Annotated in this window: 19 protein-coding genes, 1 tRNA gene and 2 pseudogenes; 4 read left to right on the forward strand and 18 right to left on the reverse strand. The window is 74.7% G+C overall.

Annotated features, from left to right (window positions below; all coding sequences use genetic code 11):
* Positions 1–7 precede the first annotated feature (7 nt).
* From KSP35_RS22480 to KSP35_RS22510, 9 genes and pseudogenes are all read right to left on the reverse strand, one after another.
* On the reverse strand, positions 8–676 hold the full coding sequence (locus tag KSP35_RS22480) for a nitroreductase family protein (RefSeq protein ID WP_216997993.1): 669 nt from the start codon (positions 674–676) through the stop codon (positions 8–10).
* A 77-nt stretch (positions 677–753) separates the two neighbouring features.
* Positions 754–1,530, reverse strand: coding sequence for a DUF6597 domain-containing transcriptional factor (locus KSP35_RS22485; protein ID WP_216997994.1), 777 nt, complete (start codon positions 1,528–1,530; stop codon positions 754–756).
* 273 nt (positions 1,531–1,803) lie between these two features.
* Entirely contained in the window at positions 1,804–2,193 is a 390-nt protein-coding gene (locus KSP35_RS22490) for a VOC family protein (protein ID WP_254126881.1), read from the reverse strand.
* 188 nt (positions 2,194–2,381) lie between these two features.
* Positions 2,382–3,155 carry an enoyl-CoA hydratase gene (locus KSP35_RS24900; RefSeq protein ID WP_254126882.1) on the reverse strand — a complete coding sequence of 258 codons (774 nt, stop codon included), beginning with the start codon at positions 3,153–3,155 and terminating at the stop codon, positions 2,382–2,384.
* An 89-nt stretch (positions 3,156–3,244) separates the two neighbouring features.
* The gene (locus tag KSP35_RS24905) at positions 3,245–3,829 is read right to left on the reverse strand and encodes a hypothetical protein (RefSeq protein ID WP_254126883.1); all 585 of its coding nucleotides are present in this window, start codon (positions 3,827–3,829) and stop codon (positions 3,245–3,247) included.
* 118 nt (positions 3,830–3,947) lie between these two features.
* Positions 3,948–4,292 (reverse strand): annotated as a pseudogene (locus KSP35_RS26285) (NAD-dependent epimerase/dehydratase family protein); the annotation flags it as partial.
* Positions 4,292–5,191, reverse strand: a complete 900-nt coding sequence (locus KSP35_RS22500) for a lysophospholipid acyltransferase family protein (RefSeq protein ID WP_216997997.1) — start codon at positions 5,189–5,191, stop codon at positions 4,292–4,294. The gene KSP35_RS22500 and the pseudogene KSP35_RS26285, both read right to left, overlap by 1 nt.
* 80 nt (positions 5,192–5,271) lie before the next feature.
* On the reverse strand, positions 5,272–6,111 hold the full coding sequence (locus KSP35_RS22505; RefSeq protein ID WP_216997998.1) for a PD-(D/E)XK nuclease family protein: 840 nt from the start codon (positions 6,109–6,111) through the stop codon (positions 5,272–5,274).
* 345 nt (positions 6,112–6,456) lie between these two features.
* Positions 6,457–7,500 (reverse strand): alcohol dehydrogenase family protein, encoded by a 1,044-nt coding sequence (locus tag KSP35_RS22510; protein ID WP_216997999.1) that lies wholly within the window; start codon positions 7,498–7,500, stop codon positions 6,457–6,459.
* A 312-nt stretch (positions 7,501–7,812) separates the two neighbouring features.
* Between KSP35_RS22510 and KSP35_RS22515 the strand changes: the two genes are divergently transcribed.
* The 3 genes from KSP35_RS22515 (at position 7,813) to KSP35_RS22525 (ending at position 9,361) form a co-directional block, all read left to right on the forward strand.
* The gene (locus KSP35_RS22515) at positions 7,813–8,124 is read left to right on the forward strand and encodes a hypothetical protein (RefSeq protein WP_216998000.1); all 312 of its coding nucleotides are present in this window, start codon (positions 7,813–7,815) and stop codon (positions 8,122–8,124) included.
* Between the two features lie 28 nt (positions 8,125–8,152).
* Positions 8,153–8,238 (forward strand) — tRNA-Leu (locus KSP35_RS22520).
* A 184-nt stretch (positions 8,239–8,422) separates the two neighbouring features.
* Positions 8,423–9,361 (forward strand): hypothetical protein, encoded by a 939-nt coding sequence (locus KSP35_RS22525; protein ID WP_216998001.1) that lies wholly within the window; start codon positions 8,423–8,425, stop codon positions 9,359–9,361.
* 44 nt (positions 9,362–9,405) lie between these two features.
* Here the strand turns inward: KSP35_RS22525 and KSP35_RS22530 are convergent, their stop codons facing one another.
* The 5 genes from KSP35_RS22530 to KSP35_RS22550 all read right to left on the reverse strand — a co-directional run bounded on the left by KSP35_RS22530 (position 9,406) and on the right by KSP35_RS22550 (position 15,094).
* On the reverse strand, positions 9,406–10,536 hold the full coding sequence (locus tag KSP35_RS22530) for a CaiB/BaiF CoA-transferase family protein (protein ID WP_216998002.1): 1,131 nt from the start codon (positions 10,534–10,536) through the stop codon (positions 9,406–9,408).
* A 190-nt stretch (positions 10,537–10,726) separates the two neighbouring features.
* Positions 10,727–11,851: an FG-GAP repeat protein gene (locus KSP35_RS22535; protein WP_216998003.1), complete on the reverse strand. Its 1,125-nt coding sequence runs from the start codon at positions 11,849–11,851 to the stop codon at positions 10,727–10,729.
* Between the two features lie 470 nt (positions 11,852–12,321).
* Positions 12,322–13,617 (reverse strand): amidase family protein, encoded by a 1,296-nt coding sequence (locus tag KSP35_RS22540; RefSeq protein WP_216998004.1) that lies wholly within the window; start codon positions 13,615–13,617, stop codon positions 12,322–12,324.
* Positions 13,614–14,012, reverse strand: coding sequence for an AtzH-like domain-containing protein (locus tag KSP35_RS22545; RefSeq protein WP_216998005.1), 399 nt, complete (start codon positions 14,010–14,012; stop codon positions 13,614–13,616). Before KSP35_RS22545 ends, KSP35_RS22540 begins: the two co-directional genes overlap by 4 nt.
* Positions 14,012–15,094, reverse strand: coding sequence for an acetamidase/formamidase family protein (locus KSP35_RS22550; protein WP_216998006.1), 1,083 nt, complete (start codon positions 15,092–15,094; stop codon positions 14,012–14,014). Before KSP35_RS22550 ends, KSP35_RS22545 begins: the two co-directional genes overlap by 1 nt.
* Before the next feature lie 71 nt (positions 15,095–15,165).
* Here KSP35_RS22550 and KSP35_RS22555 point away from each other — a divergent pair, with 71 nt between their 5' ends.
* Positions 15,166–15,699, forward strand: a complete 534-nt coding sequence (locus KSP35_RS22555) for a PadR family transcriptional regulator (protein ID WP_216998007.1) — start codon at positions 15,166–15,168, stop codon at positions 15,697–15,699.
* Between the two features lie 74 nt (positions 15,700–15,773).
* Here KSP35_RS22555 and KSP35_RS26290 read toward each other — a convergent pair whose 3' ends face one another.
* The 4 genes and pseudogenes from KSP35_RS26290 to uraD all read right to left on the reverse strand — a co-directional run bounded on the left by KSP35_RS26290 (position 15,774) and on the right by uraD (position 19,749).
* Positions 15,774–16,958, reverse strand: coding sequence for an alanine--glyoxylate aminotransferase family protein (locus KSP35_RS26290; protein WP_371749006.1), 1,185 nt, complete (start codon positions 16,956–16,958; stop codon positions 15,774–15,776).
* Positions 16,959–16,996: 38 nt separating this feature from the next.
* Positions 16,997–17,948: pseudogene (gene puuE, locus KSP35_RS26295) on the reverse strand (allantoinase PuuE).
* Positions 17,945–19,237 carry a Zn-dependent hydrolase gene (locus KSP35_RS22565; RefSeq protein ID WP_216998009.1) on the reverse strand — a complete coding sequence of 431 codons (1,293 nt, stop codon included), beginning with the start codon at positions 19,235–19,237 and terminating at the stop codon, positions 17,945–17,947. Before KSP35_RS22565 ends, puuE begins: the two are co-directional and overlap by 4 nt.
* Positions 19,234–19,749 carry a 2-oxo-4-hydroxy-4-carboxy-5-ureidoimidazoline decarboxylase gene (gene uraD / locus KSP35_RS22570; RefSeq protein ID WP_216998010.1) on the reverse strand — a complete coding sequence of 172 codons (516 nt, stop codon included), beginning with the start codon at positions 19,747–19,749 and terminating at the stop codon, positions 19,234–19,236. Before uraD ends, KSP35_RS22565 begins: the two co-directional genes overlap by 4 nt.
* Between the last annotated feature and the right edge of the window lie 2 nt (positions 19,750–19,751).

A 19,751-nucleotide genomic window follows, 5' to 3' on the forward strand; every position in this document is an offset into this window, starting at 1 on the left:
GGCGGGCTCAGGCCTCGACGGTGAACGCCGGGCCGTCGATGCGGTCGATGGTGGTGAACGACTCGACCGGGTTGCGCTTCAGCTTGGTGGCCTGGTGCTCGGGCGTGCCCAGGCAGATCATGGCCACCAGGCCGTGGTCCGGCGGCAGGCCGAGCAGGGGACCGACCTCGGCCTCCGACGCCACGAGGAACGTGGTGAGCACGCCGCCGCGGCCCTCGTTGCGGGCGGCCAGCAGGACGTTGTGGCAGAAGGGGTAGATCGATCCTCCGCCGACCACGGAGAAGCGGTCCAGGTCCCGGTCGAGCACCGCCAGCACCTTCAGGTCGACCGACACCACCAGCACCACCGGCACGTCCTCGAGGTGCTCGAGCATGGGGTTCTTCGGCAGGTCGTCGGCGATGGCGATGTCGTCGGGGGCCCGGTCGATGGGGTTGAACGAGCGGTAGCCGGCGTGGGCCTCGCCCAGGTAGCGGTGCCAGGTGGCCGCGCTGTGCTCGGCCAGGGTGCGGCGCAGCTCGGGATCCCGCACGACGGTGACGTGCCAGCCCTGCTGGTTGCCGCCGCTGGGGGCGAACCGGGCGTTGTCGAGGATGCGGAACAGCACGTCGTCGGGCACCGGGTCGTCGGTGAAGGCCCGCACCGCGCCGGTCGTCCGCATCACGTCTTCGAGCTCCACGCCAGCCTCCTGGGTTCGGGTCCGTCGCCCATCCTGCCCACCGCGAGGTGCTGCCCAGCACCCGAGGTGCTCCGGCCTCAACCGGTGAGGGCGATCGCTCCGCGCTCTCGGGCGAGGCGGGCGGGGGTGGTGCCGGCGAGGGCGCGGACGTCGCGGTTGGCGTGGGCCTGGTCGCTGTACCCGGCGGCGAGGGCGAGCTCGGCGAGGCCTGGGCCCGGGCCGCCAGAGCGGGCCGACCGGTCGAGCAGGGCGAGGAAGCGGTGGAGCCGGCCGACCCGCTGCAACAGCTTGGGGCCGATGCCCACCTCGTCGAGGAGGCGGCGGCGGAGGTGGCGGGGCGAGAGCCACGCCTCGTCGGCGACGGTCGCCACGTCGGTGGTGGTGCGCCACAGCACGTCGACCGCGCCGGCCACTGCCGGGTCGACCTTGGCATCGCGCAGCGCACGGCCGTCGCTCGGTGCCGCAGCGGCGGGGTCGACGGTGAAGCGGGCCAAGGCTTCGGCCTCTCGGCGGGGGAGGAGGTCGGTGAGCTCCACCGTCCGGTCGACCAGTTCGCTCGCCGGGACGCCGAGGACCGCACGCACGGCCTCGGGGCGCAGGCGCAGGGCCCACAGCTGCGAGCCGGGCGTGGGCGGCACCTCGATGGCCTCGGTCATGGTGCCGATCGCCCGCATCCCGCCGTCCTGGTCCACGTGGATGTCGGCGCAGCCATCGGGCACCACCCGGGTCGGGGTGCGGGTCGACGCGTCCGCGGACGCGCTGGAGGGGGCGGGAACGGCGCCGGTCGAGGCCGTCCACCGGCAGCGGACGAGGTGCTCGAACCCGACGAGCGGCGCTTCGGCGTAGTGGTCCACCGGGGGCCTCCCTGTTCGACGATCCGGTCCCGGACCATCCTGCCCGCCGCCGCCGCAGAACAGCCGTGCACGGACGGGAGCTGATTGGCGCAGATTCGGCGCAGATTCTGCGCCAATCGGCTCAGACGCGTGCACGTAAGCGGTGACCAGGCGCTTTACCCGCCTTCGATGCATGCCTCACGGGTTATATGAACGACGAGGCATGCATCCGGACTGGTCGGCAGCCGCCGTTCGAACCCGTCGTCCGCCCGACCCGATCAGGCCGGCAGTCCCTCAATCGAGGGCTGCGAAGAGGTCGATGCCGTTGCCGTCGGGGTCGTGCAGCGTGGCGTAGCGCTGGCCCCAGAACGCATCGAACGGTTCGAGGTGCGACCGAGCGCCGCCGGCCACCAGGGCGGCGTGCACCTCGTCGACCTCGGCGGGAGACGAGCAGCCGAACGCCAGGCTCATGCGCGCCGAGCCGGTCGGCGCCTCGAAGTCCGAGAACGAGCGGATGGTCTCCACCGTGTCCCAGGCCAGCTTCACGCCGCCGGGCAGCACCACCTCCACGTGCGGCTCGCCATCAGCTTCCGGAGGCAGGTCGAGCCCGAGCTGCCGGTAGAAGGCCAGCGACGCCGCCATGTCGGCCACCACGATCTCCACCACGTCCAGCTGGAGCTCCATCGTCATCATCCTTCGCGTCGTCTGGCGGCCCGGTCGGTGCCGGGCCTCGGTCACCCGCCATGGTGGCTGACCGGCCGGTGCTGGTCTTGGACGAAACGGCCAGCCGTCGCGCCCCCCGCCCCCCGGCGCCAGGTCGATCGAAGGTCACCCGCCGTACGCGTCGGCGGGCCGGCCGGCGCGCAGGGCACTCAGCTCGAGCGGGAGATCTTCTGCTGCAGCGCGACGAGCCGCTCCTTGAACGCCGGCTGCCCCACGGACCACGCCTGGTCCACCAGCTCGCGCCGGACGGCGACGTCGTGGTCGGTGATCGCCGCCACGTCGCCGATGGTGGCCTTCGTCCGCTCCACCAGCTCGCGAGGGGCCGAGGCCGCCCGCGCCCCCATCTCGATGGCGAGCGGCAGCAGCTCGTCGTCCGGCACGCAGCGCCAGGCCAGGCCCACCCGCTCGGCCTCGGCCCCGTCGAGCACCTCGCCGAACAGGACCGTGGCGGCGGTTGCCTGCGGCCCCACGATGTTGCGCATCATCCAGGTGTGCCCACCGCCGGGGTGGATGCCCAGGTTCAGGAAGCGGGTGTCGAACTTGGCGGAGGCGCCGGCGAGGCGCACGTCGCACGCCAGCGCCAGGTTCATGCCGGCCCCGACCGCCGCCCCGTTCACCGCCGCGATGGTGGGCAGGGGCGAGCGGGCGAAGCGCAGGAAGCCCTCGTAGATGGCGAGCAGCCCCTCCTCGTCGGAGGTGCCGTGCGACCCGCCCAGGTGCGACAGGTCGGCACCGGCGCAGAACGCCGAGCCCGCCCCCGTCACCACCAGCGCGCCGACCGACGGGTCCGCCTCCAGCTCGTCGACCACCGCGGCTGCCTCGTCGCACATGGCCAGCACGAACGCGTTGCGCCGCTCCGGCGCATCGAGCGTGACCACGCCCACCCCGTCGACGACCTCGCTGCGAACCGAAGGGCTGCTCATGGCCGCCGAGTCTGCCAGCCGAGCCGACCGCACCCGTTCGGCGTGCTCAACCGGAGCCGGGCACGACCGCTCGGCCATGACGGCCTGGCTCAGGTCGGGGGCTGGTCGCGGAGGACGGCGGGGGAGTGGCGGAAGAACTGCTCGACGTCCTCCTCGTACCGGTAGTCGGCGTCGCGCTCGCCGACGGTCTTGCGCAGCCGCAGCGCCTCGACGAAGGCCTCGACGGCGCCGGCGGAGGTGTAGCGGTACTCGAAGCCGGCCTCCTTGAAGCGCCGGTTGTCGATGCCGCGCCCGTACTTGAGCAGGTCGATCAGCTCGGGGGCCAGGTCGACGAGGCCCAGGCGCCGCAGCGGGCCGGTGGCCACGTCGATGCCCATGGGCGGCATGGGGATGCCCCGCTTGCCGGCGATGGCCATGACCTCGCTCCAGGGCAGGGCGCCCTCGCCGGCCACGTTGAAGATGCCGGGCACCCGGTTCTCCAGGGCGAAGAGGATGGCCGACACGACGTCGTGCTCGTGGACCAGTTGGAAGCGGGGGTCGAAGCCGGCCACCTTGGGCACGAACGGCAGCTGGAGCGCCTGGGTGAGCGGCGTCGAGATGTCGGGCCCGACGACGTTGCAGAACCGCAGCAGGCTCAGGCAGACGTGGGGGTTGTCGCGGGCGAAGTCCCGCACGTAGCTCTCGACCTCGAGCAGGCTGCGCTCGACGCGTGCGAGGCGAGGTCGACCGCTTGTCGGTCTCGCGGAACCAGTACGGGTCTTGCGGCGACGCGCCGTAGACCAGCGCCGCCGACTTCACCACCACCGTCCGCACGGTCGACCCTGCCGCCGACGCCGCCGCGAACAGGTTCATGGTGCCGATGACGTTGATCTCGTGCATGGCCCGCGACGACATCTGGGTGGAGTCGACGACCAGGAACGTGTGGGCGATGGTGTCGACCCCGGTGGCCCGCACGATGCGGGACAGGATCGAGTAGTTCTCGTCGGAGCGCACGTACTCGGTGCGCTCCAGCTTCACCCGGGGCTCGCGGGTGTCGAGGCCGATGATGACCTCGACGTCGGGGTCGGCCTCCAGGGCCTGGGCCAGCCGTCCGCCCCAGAAGGTGGACAGCCCGGTGATGAGGACCCGGCGCCCCATCAGCCGAACCAGACCGATCGGCGCTGGCGCAGCATGTCGAACAGGGCTTCCTGGATCTGCTGGCGGATGGCCTCGGACTCGTCCATGATCCGGCTCCGGGAGTACCGGGGCTGGTCGGGCTCGACGTCGTCGAACGTGATGGGGTCGAGCACCCGCAGCTTGAACTTGGCCGGGAAGTGCAGGGCGGCGCCGAGCGGGCCCAGGGCCATGTTGGCGGTGATCGGGAAGTACGGCAGGCCGAAGACCTTCGCCACCGACGGCACCTTGAACAGGATCGGCATCGACTCCTCGGCGCCGACCACGGCGATGGGGACGATCGGCACGCCGGCCCGCATGGCGATCTCGACGAAGCCGCCCCGACCGAAGCGACGCAGGCGGTAGCGCTCGTTGTAGGTCTTGGAGGTGCCCTTGGTGCCCTCGGGGAAGACGAGGGCGAGCTGCCGCTGCTCGCGCAGCAGGCGGTAGGCGTTGTCGGGGTGGGCCACCACGCCGCCGCCGCGGGCCCAGAGGGTGCCGACGACCGGCGTGCCCTTGAAGAAGTGGTCGGCCAGGCCGTAGACGGGCCGACCCAGCTCGGTCTCGATGCCGTGCATGATCGCCGGGGCGTCGGACGGGATGGCCCCGGCGTGGTTCGAGACCAGCAGGGCACCGCCCTCGGCCGGGATCTTGTCGAGCCCGTCCCACTCGGCGCGGAACCAGTGCTTGTACATGGGGTCGTAGGCCTTGCGCACGAAGGCCCGCACCCGCTCGGAGCGGCCCCATTCGTCGACGTCGCCGGTGCGGGGGTCCGGCAGCGGCTCCTGCTCCTCGACCACCGGCGGCAGGTGCAGGGGCACGATCTCCGCCGTGCGGGTGGGGCGGGGCCCCGCCTCGCTGCGCTCCTGCTCGTCTCCAGCCATGGCGGCCCAGCGTACTTCGCCCCTGTCCGGCCCCGTCCGGCGCCCATCGGGCGGCCGGTGCCAGGCAGCGGGGCTGCGGGTCAGGTCGGGTCGGACTGGTCGGCGAGGTCGCCGGTGGCCTCCGCCTCGTCGGCCAGCCAGGCCTGGCCGACGGCACACGTGGGCCGGGCGATGCACCAGCGGCAGGCGTAGCTGGGACGGAACACCGGCTCGACGGCCCCGGTGCGCAGCGCCGCCAGCCGGCGGGCGGCGTCGACGGTGCGGGCGACGGTGGCGTCGAGCAGGCCCTCGGTCACCGCCTCGGTCCGGGACTCGCCGAGGTCCAGGTAGAACGACGCCACCAGGCGGGGCGGGATCCCCACCCGGATGGTGTCGAGGAGCGCGTAGAAGCGCAGGTCGTCGCGGTGGGCGGCGTTGGGCGCCCCGGTCTTGAGGTCGATCACGACCTTGCCGGCGGTGCTGCCCCGGGCCACGCCGAGGGTGAGGTCGACCTTGCCCCGCAGCCGCACCCGGCCGCCCACAAGGTCGACGATCTGGGTGCTCTCGGTCACGGGACGCCACTTGGGCTCGAGGCGGGGGAAGCACTCGAAGAACTTGGCCACCCGATCGCCGGCGGCGCTGCGCAGCTCGGCGCGGTCGGCCTCGGAGCAGGTGTTCAGGAAGTCGGTGAGCCAGTGGTCGGTGCGGGCCAGGCTGGCCATGGCCTCGTCGACCAGGGCGAGGGGCAGCGGCTCGCCGGGCCAGTGGATGCCCAGCTCCACCGCCTTGTGGGCGATGGTGCCGCGGGCGATGGGGACGGTGACGGTGAACGGCTCGGGCGACGCCTCCTCGGCCACCAGCCGGGCCTCGCAGCCGTGGATGCGCGACAGCAGGTGCTTCGAGAGCTGCACGTCCTCGTCCGGGGCGAGGTCGTCGAGCACCGGGCGCAGCCCGGCCTCCAGGTCGAACCGGAGCCGGCGGCCGAGGTCGGTGCCGAAGGTGGGTCGCTCGGCGCCGGTGGCGCCCAGCTCCGCCAGCGTGCGCTCCTGGACGGGCGTCAGCGGGGCGGTGGGGACGGCGGCGATGCCGAGAGGATACGACCGCCCACCGACACGGCCGGGCTCGCTGCGGTGGGCCGGCCGGGACGCTCGGCGGTTCTGTCGGGGATCGGTGTCGTGGGGCGACGTGTTCTCCCGACAGAACGGCGGTCCGGCCCGACGTCGGTGCGTTCGGTCGGGGATCGGTGTCGTGGGGCGACGTGTTCTCCCGACAGAACGGTGGCGCAGCTACCGGCTGGGGTCGAGGACGACCTTGCCGATGCCCGCCTCGCGCTCGGCGAAGAGGCGGTAGGCCTCGGGGCCCTCGCTGAGCGGGAGGTGGTGGGTGACGGCCACCTCGGGCCGGAGGCGTCCCGACGCGACCAGCGGCAGCAGCGTGGGCAGCTCGGCTTGGACCGAGCAGAGCCCGATGGCCAGCTCGAGCTCCTTGATCTGGGCCAGGGGGACGTGCAGCGGGAGGGCGCGGTTCTGGTTCACGCCCACCACCGACACCCGGCCCCGCTGGCCGGCCAGCTTGGTGGCCAGGTCGATGGTGGCATCGGCGCCGACGGCTTCGATCACCACGTCCGCGCCCCGGCCGGCGGTGGCCTCGGCGACGGCCGCCTTCACGTCGTCGCCCTCCATGGGCTCGGCACCGAGCGCAGCAGCCTGGGCGCGGCGCTCGGCCACCAGGTCGACGGCCAGGACCCGGGCAGCGCCGAACACCTGGGCGGAGAGGATCGACAGGATGCCGACCGGGCCCAAGCCGATGACCGCCACCGTCTCGCCGGGCTGGATGCGACCACGGCGGGCGCCGTACCAGGCGGTCGGCAGGTTGTCGGTGAGGGTGAGGGCGGCGTCGTCGCCGATGGCGTCGGGCACCCGGACGAGGTTGCCGTCGGCGGCCGGCACCGCGACCGCCTCGGCCTGGCTGCCCTCGAGGGCGTGGCCGAGGCCATAGCAACCGGACTGCTGGCGACGGCACCCCAGCACCCAGCCCGAGCGGCACGCCGAACAGGTGCCGCAGCCCGTCGACGCCGGCACCACCACCCGATCGCCGACGGCGAAGGAGCGGACCCCGCTGCCGACCTCGACCACCTCGCCCACCGCCTCGTGCCCCACGCAGAAGCCCAGGTCGGTGCTGAAGCCGTGGCCGCCGTAGATGTGCAGGTCGGAGCCGCAGATGCCGGCGGCCCGCACCGCCACCACGGCGCCGTCGAGGTCGTGGGGCACCGGGTCGGCGACGGTGCTGACGGCGATCTCGTGGGGGCCTTCGTAGGTCAGGGCGCGCATGGCTGCTCCTCGCTGGCGACGGCCGCCATCATGGCCGGGGCCGGGCGGGCCTGCGTCGCCCAGCGCTGCGCCGTTCTGGCGGGGATCGGTGTCTTGGGCGACGCGTTTCCCCGACAGAACGGCCGGGTGGCCGCTGCTGCACCGTTCTGTCGGCGATGGATGTCTTGGGGCGACGCGTTCTCCCGACAGAACGGTTCCGGGGCGAACGCGCCTGCGGCGCCCGACCGGCTGATCCCGCTGAGGAGAGCGGAATCGGCTGGTCCGAGCCCGCGGCCCCGGACTGTCAGACCCCCTGGGGATGATGGCTGGCGTATGGAATCGTCGTCGTTGCAGTTCGCCGCCACCGTGCGCACCCTCGGGGGTGCGGCACGGGCACGCGGCCTGGTGGTCCCGGGGTTCCGGAGCCCACCCAAGGTGCCGGGCGCCGAGCGCACCGTGCGCAAGCGGCCCGACGGCGGCTCCACGGTGGCCGTGGTGGTGAAGGGCCGTCCCTTCCAAGCCGTCATCGCCGACCTGATCGAGGGCATCGTCGTGGCCAACGAGCTGCCCGGGGCCGAGGCCACCCGGGTGCGCACCGCCCTGTGGGAGGCCGTGGTCGGCGGCCACGGCAAGGCCGCCGCCTAGCCCCGTTAGCGTGGCGCCGAGCCCTCCGGCCCGGGTGGCGGAACTGGCAGACGCAGGGGGCTTAAACCCCCCGGGCCCGCAAGGGTCGTGCGGGTTCGATCCCCGCCCCGGGCACCGCTCACGTTCGGACCAGCGGTGCCGATGGGCACCGATGGCGGCACCCCATCGTGATCACGACCTGTGCGAGCCCAGGACGGGGGCGGGCTCGTCGGGCCCACCCCTCCTCGTGACCCCGGTGTCGTTCTCGGCGCCGCCGGGCCCGAAGCGCGGGCAGCGTCGGGCCAAGCTCTTGCTCCGCATGGCGGCCCTCGCCCTCTGCCCGGTGTACCTCGTGTCCTCGGCGGCGGGCACGCCTCGGGAGCCGTTGGCGCTGCTGGTCGCGGTCGGGGTGGCCGCCTGGTTCACGACCCACGCCCTCGTGCGCCACCAGATGACCTCGGCCGCCCGAGCGCTCGACACCGAGCCGCTACGGGTGGTCCATCTGGTGCCGGCCTGGATCGGTGGCCTCCGCCGCCAGTTCTGCGTCGAGGTGCGGGCCGAAGACAGCTCCACCCTCGGCTGGATCCGGCTGCAGGCACGGCTCGATGCCTTCGATCCCACCGTGCCGTTCCACCTGCCCGGCGGGGCCCGCCACGGCCGGCGGGCGGCCCTGCGGTCGGTCGACGGCCGCCAGCTCGTGCTCCCGCTCACCCCCTTGCAAGAGCGACCCGTTGCCCCGGTCCACCCGCAGTCCGCCCTGGTCGATCGCCTCGCAGGCTGGACGAGGCCCGGGCCCGCGGGGGTCGCCGAGCCGCTGCGAGGCATCGGCCAACTGATCGCCAAGCGCCGAGGCGAGGCGCTCGCCCTCCTGGTGATGGCCCTGTGGGTCGGGACGAGCGTGGTCTGGCAGCAGACCGGCTGGCCGCCTCGCGAGGTCGCCGTACTCGCCGTGCTCACCTACGCCCTGGTGAAGCGGCCGGTGCTGCGGCTCTGCTCTCGGGTCATCAGCCGTCCGCTGAACCGTGCGGTCCGCGAGGTCACCGGCCTCTCGGCCTCCGATGCCGCCTTCGTGGGCTGGGCAGTCGAGGCGTTCTGCCACCTGCCCGCGCTGCCGGACGGGGTCACCCCCGCCGTTCCGCCGCCGTGGGCCGGCATCGCCGCGCCCACCACCTTCGGGTCTGCGGCGACCCCGAGCGCGCCTGCCGCCGCACCCCTCGCGCCGGCGCCGGCGTCCGTCGACGACTGGTCCGCATGGTGATCGCGAGGGCCTGATCCGGCGCGGGCTCAGGCTCAGGCTCAGGCTCAGGCGACGGTGCCGGCCTCGCTGAGGGCGGCGACCTCGGCGTCGGTGAAGCCCCAGCTGGCCAGGGCGGCGACGCCGGTCTCGGGCGCCGTCGACTCGCGGGCGGCCGGGGTGCGGTCGAACCGCGGGGCGGGGCCGGGCTCGGGGTTGCCGTCGCGCCAGACGAAGGTGTCGCGGGCGACGTGGTGGGGGTGCGTCGGCGCCTCGGCGGTCTCGACCACCGCCTCCACGCAGGCATCGACGCCGGCGTAGACCTCGGCCCACTCGTCGCGCGTGCGGGTGCGGACCACCTCGGCGATGCGGGCCTTGGTGGCGGGCCACGTGGCCTCGTCGTACTGGGCGGCCAGGTCCAGCTCGTCGGCCAGCCCGAGGCCGGCCACCAGGGCGGCGTAGAACTGCGGCTCGATGGCGCCCACCGCCAGCCACCGCCCGTCGGCGCACTCGTACACGTCGTAGAAGGGCGCGGCGCCGTCCAGCAGGTTGGTGCCGCGAGGGCCCCAGCCGCCGCCGTGGCGGCCGGCGTAGAACGGGGCCAGCAGCAGGGCGCTGCCGTCGACCATGGCGGCGTCGATCACCTGGCCCTTGCCGCTGGTGGCCCGCTCCACCAGCGCGGCGAGCACGCCCACCACCAGCAGCTCGCCACCGCCGGCGAAGTCGGCCAGCACGTTGATGGGCGCCGACGGCGGGCCGCCGGCCCGCCCCAGCGGGTCGAGGGCACCCGAGCTGGCGAGGTAGCCGAGGTCGTGGCCGGCCCTCGAAGCGAGCGGCCCGTCCTGGCCGAAGCCGGTGAGGCGCCCGTAGACCAGCCGCTCGTTGCGGGCGTGGCACACGTCGGGCCCGAAGCCCAGGCGCTCGGCCACGCCGGGCCGGTACACGTCGACCAGCACGTCGGCCCCCTCCACCAGGCGCAGCAGGACCTCGACGCCCTCGGGCGATCGCAGGTCGACGCCCACGGAGCGCTTGCCCCGCCCCAGCGCGCCGAGGCCGACGATCGACTCGGCGCCCACCCGGTCGACCACCAGCACGTCAGCGCCCAGGTCGCCCAGCAGCATCCCGGCGAAGGGCCCCGGGCCCAGCCCGGCCAGCTCCACCACGCGCACCCCGGCCAGCGGCCCCGTCCCTGCGGTCATCGGCTCCGTGCCTCCTCGTTGCGGGCGGCACGCGCCGCACGCCCGCTTGCTACCAGCACCGCTGCTGGCGTGCTCGCCGGTCACGGCGACCCGCACGGACGTGCGCCGATGCGCGGCAGCGCCCCGCCGACCGGCGGTCGACGGGGCGCTGCGGCGTGTCGGGCGGGGCGACCTCAGCGGCCGCCCCCGATCACTTCTTGCTGCTGCGGATCACGTTCACCAGCGAGCCCGCCGGGAGGCCGGTGATGGTCTGCTGCGAGTAGCCGCCGCCGTTGAAGTTCCACAACGTGGCGGTGGTCGAGCCCTTCCAGGCGATGTCGTCGTACCCGTCCCCGTTGAAGTCACCGACGGCGCTGACGTAGGTGCCGTTCACCTGCGGGCTCTCGAGCTGGGCGACGCTGCCGTCCGCGTTGAAGCGCCAGAGGGTCTCGGAGGCCGACCCGGGGCGGTACCAGAGCACGCTCTCGCCGCCACCGTCGGTGAAGTACCCGACGATGGGCTCGCGGTCGCCGCTCTGGTTCGGGAGGGCCTGCGACGTGTGCGTGCCGTTGGCCTTGAAGCGCCACAGGTAGTCGGCGCCGTTCTGGTCGTACCAGATGATCCCCTTGGAGGGGCCGTCCATCGTGGGTCCGCCGAAGTAGCCGGTGACCGCGATGTAGTTGCCGCCGAGGGTGATCGACCGGGTGCTGTGCCCGCCGGTCTGGTCGAAGTCCCAGATGGAGTCGGCGCCGGCGCCCGGGGCGTACCAGATGATGTCGTCGGTGTAGTCGTCGTCGTCACCCGGCAGGATGTCGTAGTCGGTCTCGGCCACGTACGGCCGGTAGGTGCCGTTGACCGAGAGCGTCCGCGACGTGTGGCCTCCGGACGCGTTGAACAGCCACAGGTAGTCGGCCGCGGTGCCGGCGGCGTACCAGAAGATGTCGGTGATGCCGTCGCCGTTGAAGTCGCCGACGAGCGGGCGGAAGTCGCCGCCCACCGGGGCGCTCTGGAGCGCGCCGAGGGCGAGCGGGCCGGCGCCGGCGGTCGAGGTGCGCAGGAGCCCGTCGGGCCCGCTGCCCGGGTTGTACAGGAAGGCCGACTCGGTGCTGTCGTCGCTGAACGCGCCGGTGACGGTCCAGTCGGTGGCCGGCACCGTCTTGGTGCTCTTGGCGCCGTTGCGCCACGACACCGCGGTCGTGCCCTCGTACGGCACGAAGAGCAGCGCGTCGCTGCCGGTGGTGCTGCGCACGCCCGAGCGCACGGCGCCCGGATCGTCGTGGGCGCCGGCGGGGCTCGCCTGGCTCAGGCCGCCGGCGAGCAGCGCCGCTCCGGCCATCAGGGCAGCGACGCGCGAGGCACGTCCGGGACGGTGGGGCATCGGATCCTCCGTGGGGGCTTCGTGGGGTGCCCGCTGCACCCGACGCCCGAACCGTAGGCGCTGCCGGCCTCGGGCGAGCGGGTGGCACCACCGATCCCGCCCCGGTTCACCCGTTCGGGCGCCGACCCCCTCCTCGTGCGGGGTTGGGATCTGGCCTCTGGAGCGGCCAGGTCGCCGAGCGGGTTCACGTCGTTGGTGGGGGCCGGCTCGGTGGAGGGGGCTGGTGGCCGGCTGGTCGCTGGTCGATCTGGGCGGGGGTCACAGCGTGGCCCTCGTCTTGCCCGGTTGTCGAAGGGCGCAACGGGGGCCGGGTGGGGTGTCTGGTTCGTCGCACAGGCCCGATTCGGCGGCCGGTCGGCTTGGAGGCTCGTGCGCTGACCGGTGCTCATCGCGGTTTTGCGCACGAGCCTTCGGGTCGTCGCGCGAGCTCAGGGAGTTGAGAGGGAGGCGACGAAGGCGAGGAGGGCGGTGTCGGTGCCGGGGGCGCCGACGAAGGCGAGGCCGAACGGGAGGCCCTCGGCGCGGAGGAGGGGGGCGACGACGACGGGGGCGCCGGCGAGGCCGGCGAGGCAGGTGAGGCGGAGCGTCTGGGCCCGCTGGCGGTCGTGCTCCTCACCCGACGTGCGCAGGAGGGGCGCGGGGCCGGCGGCGGCGGGCATGGCGAGGACGGTGCCGTCGGCGGTGGCGGCGAGGACCGCCTCCGTGACCCGGGCCCGCACGACCTCGGCGCCCGCGACCTCGTCGTCGGTGACCCGGGACGCGGCGGCGAACCGGGCGGCGATGCCGGGGCCGAACGTGGGACGGGCCTCGGTGATCCAGGGTCCGTGCGCCGTCCAGGCCTGGCGGCCCTGCAGGGCGCGGAAGGCGCCGGCCGCCGCCTCCAGGTCGAGGCCCAGCTCCACCACGTCGACGTCGGGACCGAGGCCGTGCACGCTGGCGACCAGGTCCGCCGCCAGCGACGGTGGCAGCTCGGCGACCGCTTCGGCGATCCACCGCAGCCGGGGCGCGGTGGCCGCACCTGCGCCACCGATCTCGGAGGCCGCGGTGGTCGCTACGTCGGCGATCGGGGTGCCGGGCTCGAGCGGGGCGTCGGTGCTCGCCGCTCGGGCTGGCCCGCGGCTCGCAAGCGGGCCGGCTGTCCCGCCGCCGTCGCCGAGCAGGACGGCTGCCGCGGCGGCCAGCAGGTGCGGGTCCCGGGCGAAGAGGCCGACGGTGTCGAAGGTGGCGCCCAGCGGGACCACGCCGTCGATGGGGACCGCACCGTGGGTGGGGCGCCAGCCGTAGGTACCGCAGTAGCTCGCCGGGACCCGGATCGAGCCGCCGGTGTCGGTGCCGAGGGCGAGGTCGACGAGGCCGGCGGCCACGGCAGCGGCGGACCCGGCCGACGAGCCGCCCGACACCCGCCCCGGCGCGGCCACGTTGCGGGGCGAGCCGTGGTGCACGTTGGTGCCCGAGAGCGAGTACGCCAGCTCATCGGTGACGGTCTTGCCCACCACCGAGGCGCCGGCCCGCAGCAGCAGCTCCACCGCGGGAGCGTGCGCGATGGCAGGTGACCGGCCGGCGGCGAAGTCCGGGTTGCCGGCGCCGGTGACCGTGCCGGCCACGTCGAACAGGTCCTTCACGGCGAGGGTGCGGCCGGCCAGCGGCCCGTGGTCGGCGCCGGCGGCCAGCAGGGACGGCGGGCCGACGAAGGCGCCGATGTCGTCGACGGGGATGGCGGTCACGAGGACGCCGCCAGGCGGGAGACGTGGGCGTGGACGATGCGCCAGCCGTCGGGGCGGCGGGCCCACACCTGGGTCCGGTGGATGGTGGCGCCGCCGCGCTCCAGCACGGCGAGGTGCAGGGCGGTGGCCGGCGACAGGGGGCGGATGGCGTCGTGCCGCCAGGTGGCCGGGGGCGTGGCGCCGGTGGCGGCCCGCAGGGCCCGGACGGCCGCCAGGTCGAGCTGCGCGCCCTCGGGCCCGAAGCGCGAGGTGTCGGGCTGGTCGTCGAAGAACGCCGCGGCGCCTACGCCGTCGCCCGCCGCGAGGGCGTCCTCGTAGGCGTGGGTGGCGGCGGCCAGGGCGGCCAGCTCGTCCTCGGCCAGCACGGCGCCGGTCGGCGCGACCTCGGCGGCCATCAGCCGTCGAGGTCCGTGGTGCGGATGAGGCAGTGGACGCCCACCACCAGGTTCACGGCCTGGGAGACCTCGAAGTCGGCGGCGGCCGAGAGGAAGGCGAGGGCGCTCTGCTCGTCGACCCCGGTGCGGTCGACCACGAGCGCCACCGCGTTGCGCACGCACTGGCGCAGGGCCTCGTCGACGGTGGCCCCGACGGCGATGACGATGGTGTGGGTGCGGGTCTCGCCCCAGGGCGCCTGCAGCACGGCGGCCAGGCGGCGGGCATCGGTGCCGGACCACACCGAAGCGCGCAGCGTGGCGCGCAGCGGGGCCTCGAAGGCGGTGAGGGCCACCTCGCCGTTGCCCTGGGCGAAGTGGGGGTCGCTGACGTAGAGGCCGGCGCCGTCGACCTGCACCGGCAGCAGCAGCCGGCTGCCCGCCCCGAGGTGGCGGACGTCGAGGTTGCCGCCGTGGGCGCCGGGCGGCGTCGACGACGCAGCGTCGGGATCGGCGGGCGTGACGCCGACGAGGCCCAGGAAGGGCCGCAGGTCGAAGCGCAGGGCGTGGCCGGAGGCGGTCTCGATGCGGCCGCGCCGCTCGTCGTCGTCCACCCGGGCCAGGGTCGACACCACCGCCGGCGGTTCGCCCCCGTCGACCGGTCGGGGCAGCTCACCGGCCAGGACGCCTCGGCCGTGGCGGTTGCTGACGATGCCGTAGGGGGCGCGGTAGGCGAGGTCCAGGGTCTCGATGCAGAGCACGTCGCCCACCCGGGCGCCGGCGACCTCAACCGGGCCGAGCACGGCGTGGGGCCCGTCGTGGGGCAGCTCCCGGCCGAGCGCGGTGCCGGCGAGGTCACGCACGTCGTCGAGCACGTCGTCGGCGCCGATTCCCCAGCCGCCGAAGAACTCGACGGCGTCGGCGCCCTGGTCGCCGAGCAGGCCCTCGTGGCTGACGGTGTCGAACGTGATGGCATCGCCGTCGGCGAGGCGGGCGACCGGGGTGGTGCCCGGTGTGGGCAGCCGGCCCCAGCGGAGGGTGTCGGCCGAGGCCCGCACGTACGTGCTGGCCGGGATGTCGCCCTGGCCGGGCTGGAGGAGCTTCACGGCGCACCTGGGGAGGAGATCGGGCCGCCGGTCGGAGCGAGGCGGCGGAAGGGGTGTGCGAGGATGGCGACGTGGCGCGCTCGCGGGACGTGGGAGAGCTGCTGCTGGGGGAGTGGGCCTGCCTGGGCTGCCTGGCGCAGGCACCGAGCCACGGCTTCGGCGTGGCCGCTCGCCTCGATCCGGAGGGCGACGTGGGGCGGGTTCTGCCGCTGTCCCGGCCGCTCACCTACCGCTCGCTCGACCAGCTCCACGAGCGCGGCCTGGTGGCGGTGGTGGGCGAGGAGCGCGGCCGCACCGGAGGCACCCGGACGGTCTTCGCGCCGACGCCGGCAGGGCGGGAGCTGCTCGACGCCTGGCTGGTGCAGCCGGTGGAGCACGTGCGCGACACCCGCACCGAGCTGCTGCTCAAGCTGGTGCTGGGCGACGCCTTGGGCCGCGACCGCGGACCGCTCCTCGAAGCCCAGCGCGCCGCGCTGGAGCCCCGGCGTCGGGAGCGCGAGCGAGACGCCGAGGGCGCCTGCTCGCCCGAAGCCGGCGACCCGGTGGGCATCTGGCGCGAGGAGTCGGCCCTGGCCGTCGAGCGCTTCCTCGACCGCCTGGCCTGACCGGGCAGAGCCACGGTCACCGAGCAGCCTGCGCCGCCCGTCGACGGCGGCCGGGGCGGCGCCCACGCCCGTGCTCACGTGGCGCCGTAGCTGGCGAGGGCGGCGTCGACGCCGGCGCCGGCCGGGGCGTCGTGGCCGTTGCGGCGCAGGACCTGCTCGAGCGCAGAGAGGGTGGTGAGCACGGCGTCGGTGCGGGCGTTGTAGCCCATGGTGCCGATGCGCCAGATCTTGCCGTGCAGCGGGCCGAACGAGGTGCCGATCTCGATTCCGAACTGCTCGAGCAGCTCGCCCCGCACGCGATCGCCGTCGACCGCATCGGGGATCTCGACGCCCACGATGTTGCGCATCTTGTGGGCCGGGTCGCCGAACACGGCCAGCTCCAGGCCCTGCACCCCGGCGAGCATGGCGGCGCCGTGGGTGCGGTGGCGCTCGACGGCGGCGTCGATGCCTTCCTCCACCAGGATCCGGGCGCACTCGCGCGCTGCGTAGAGCATGGTGGTGGCCTCGGTGTGGTGGTTGAGGCGACGCTCGCCCCAGTAGTCGAGGAGCTGGGCGACGTCGAGGTAGTTGGAGCGGATGCGGTGGGCGTCCGCAGGCGCGTCGCCGGCTTCACGGAGCCCGGCCTCGATGGCCTTGCGGGCGGTGATGACCTCGACCGCCCGGGGCGAGAACGAGGCCGGCGCCGAGCCCGAGGGGCCGGCCAGGCACTTCTGCAGCCCGGCGGTGGCGGCGTCGAGCCCCCACGCGTCCATCTCGAAGGCGTTGCCGCCGAGCGAGGCGGTGACATCCGCGTAGAGCAGCACGTCGTGCGCCCGGCAGATCGCTCCGAGCTCGGCGAGCGGCTGGCACATGGTGGTGGACGTGTCGCCCTGCACGGTGGCCAGCAGCTTGGGCCGCACGTCGACGACGGCCGCTTCCAAGGCGTCGGGCTCGAAGACCTGGCCCCACGGCACCTCGACGGTGTGGACCTCGGCGCCGCAGCGCTCGGCGATCTCGCGCAGCAGGTGGCCGAACCGGCCGAACACGGGCACCAGCACGCGGTCACCGGGCTCGATCAGCGACACCAGCGCCGCCTCGATGCCGGCTCGGGCGGTGCCGTCGACCACGAAGGTGGCGGCGTTGGCGGTGCGGAAGACCTGTCGGTACAGGGCCATGGTGTCGTTCATGGCGCCGGTCATGGCCGGGTCGAACTGCCCGATGAGCTGGGCCGAGAGGGCGCGCAGCACCGGGGGGTCGGCGTTGATGGGCCCGGGGCCCATGAGGAGGCGGGGCGGCGGATCGAAGGACAGGTGGGTGCTCACGAGGTGGCCGCCTCCGGGGGGAAGGTGTCGATCCAGTGCCGGGCGACGTCGACCCGCCGGCACACCCACACGTCGGGGTGCGACGTGATGTGGGCCACCAGCTGCTGCAGGGCGGCGAAGCGCCCCGGCCGCCCGATCACGCGCGTGCAGGCCGATGGAGAGCAGCTTGGGCGCCTCCGCGCCCTCGGCGTAGAGCACGTCGAAGGCGTCGCGGCAGTAGGTCAGGAACTGGTCGCCGGAGTTGAAGCCCTGCGGCGTGGCGAAGCGCATGTCGTTGGTGTCGAGCGTGTACGGGACCACGAGGTGCTGCTGGCCATCGACGTCGACCCAGTAGGGGAGGTCGTCGGCGTAGGAGTCGGAGTCGTAGAGGAACCCGCCGTGCTCCACCACCAGGCCACGGGTGTTGGGCGAGTCCCGGCCGGTGTACCAACCGGCCGGCGCCTCGCCGGTGAGCTCGGTGACGATGCGCACCGCCTCGGCCAGGTGCGCCCGCTCGGTCTCGACGTCGACGTCCTGGTAGCTGATCCAGCGCAGCCCGTGGCAGGCGATCTCGTGGCCGGCGGCCACGATGGCCCGGGTGAGATCCGGGTTGGCCTCGAGCGCCCGGGCCACGCCGAACACGGTCAGGGGGAGGCCGGCCTGCTCGAAGAGGCGGAGCACCCGCCACACGCCGGCGCGCGAGCCGTACTCGTAGAGCGACTCCATGCTGAGGTGGCGGTCCGGGAACGCCACCGCGGCCACGATCTCCGAGAGGAAGGTCTCCGACGCCGGGTCCCCGTGCAGGACGCTGTTCTCGCCGCCCTCCTCGACGTTGAGCACGAACGACACGGCGATGCGGGCGCCGCCGGGCCACTGCGGGTGGGGCGGCGTGGCGCCGTAGCCCACCAGGTCCCGTGGGTAGGGGCCGTCGGCCGGGTCGTGGCCCCAGCGGGGCGGGTGCTCGGTCACGGCCGGTCCTCCGTCGTGGGGTCGGGCTGGTCGACGTCGTCGAGCGCCACGATGGCGTCGAGCAGGGCCTGGGCGCCGGCCACCAGGTCGTCGGGCGCGGTGTCCTCGTGCGGGGTGTGGCTGAGGCCGCCCCGGCTGGGCACGAACACCATGGCCATGGGGATCTCGCGACCCAGGATCTGGGCGTCGTGGCCGGCACCGCTGGGCAGCTCGGTCCAGGTCCGTCCGCTCTCGGCGCACACCCGGCGGACCACGGCGAGCACCGCCGGGTCGCACGCCGTGGGCTGCACCCGCTGGCCCCACGAGGTGCGCAGGGCCACGCCGCGCTTCTCGGCGATGGGGGCCAGCTCGGCCTCGACCAGCGCCATGGCGGCGTCGAGCCGGCCGGCGTCCTCGTCGCGGAGCTCGGCGCTGAGCGCCACCCGGCCAGGGACCACGTTGCGGACGTTCGGGCCGACGGTGACGTGGCCGACGGTGGCCACCCGCACGGCCCCGGTGGCAGGCAGCGCCTCGATGGCCAGCACGACCTCGGCGGCGGCGGCCAGGGCGTCGTGGCGCAGCTCCATGGGCGTGGCGCCGGCGTGGTTGGCGGCACCGAGGACCTCGACGTCGAGCGCCTGGCGGCCGGTGATGGCCGTGACCGCGCCGAGGGTGGTGCCGGTGGCGTCGAGCACCGGGCCCTGCTCGATGTGCAGCTCCACCACCGCGTCGAAGGCGGCGAGGTCCCAGGCGGCGTCGTCGTGGCGGGCGACCTCCGCGCCGGCGGCGGCGATGCGGTCCCGCAGCGTCACGCCGTCGTCGTCCGGGGTGGCCAGCTCCTCCTCGTCGACCTGGCCGACGAGGGCTCGGCTGCCGGCCATGCCCTGGGTGCCTCGGGCGCCCTCCTCGTTGGCGTAGGCCACCACGGCCAGCCCGTGGCGGGCATCGGGCCGCCCGGCGAGGGCGGCGGCCACCTCGACCGCGGCCACCACGCCGTAGGCACCATCGAGCCAGCCGCCGTCGACCACGGTGTCGAGGTGGCTGCCGCTGGCCAGCCAGCGCCCAGTGGTGCCGGCACGACGGCCGATGAGGTTGGCGGCGCCGTCGACCTCGACGGCGAGGCCGGCCTCGGCCATCCAGCCGGCCACGAGGTCGCGGCCGGCCACGTCGGCCGAGCCGTAGGCCTCGCGGGTCACGCCGCCGTCTGCTGCTGCGCCGATGCCGCGCAGCTCGGTGAGCCGCGCCACCAGGCGCTCGCCGTCGACGCGGGGCGCGGGGAGGGGGGCAGTCGCCTCGGCCGGATCCGTCACGGTCGCACCGCCGCCTCGATGCGCAGGGCGGCGATGCGCCGGACCTGCTCGAAGGCGGTGGCCCGCTCCACCTCGGCGTCGTGGCCGAGGCGCTCGGCCAGCGAGCCGGCGATCTCGGCGGGGCCGAGGCCGCGCACCGCGATGATGAACGGGAAGCCGAACCGCTCGAGGTACGCCTCGTTGCCGGCGGCGATCTCGGCCCGGAGCTCGCCGTCGAGGTCGCGCAGCCCGGCGCCGGCCTGCTCGTCCTGCGACGCCGCCGCCATGGGCTTGCGGGTGCCCAGCACGGGGTGGGCCAGCAGCAGGGCGTGGACCTCGGTGGGGGAGAGGGCCCCGGCCGCGGCGTCGAAGGCCGCCACCATGGCGGCCCGGTCGGCGAAGGGCCGCGCCGCAGCGGCCGCCTCGGCCAGCGACGGCGTGGCCTCGAACACCTCGCCGAACGCCTCGACGAAGGCGGCGGGGTCGAGGGTGTTGACCTCGGCGACGGTGGGGCCGTCGCCCGCAGCAGCCACGG

It is taken from the genome of Aquihabitans sp. G128, from assembly GCF_019048865.1.
GTDB lineage: Bacteria > Actinomycetota > Acidimicrobiia > Acidimicrobiales > Iamiaceae > Aquihabitans.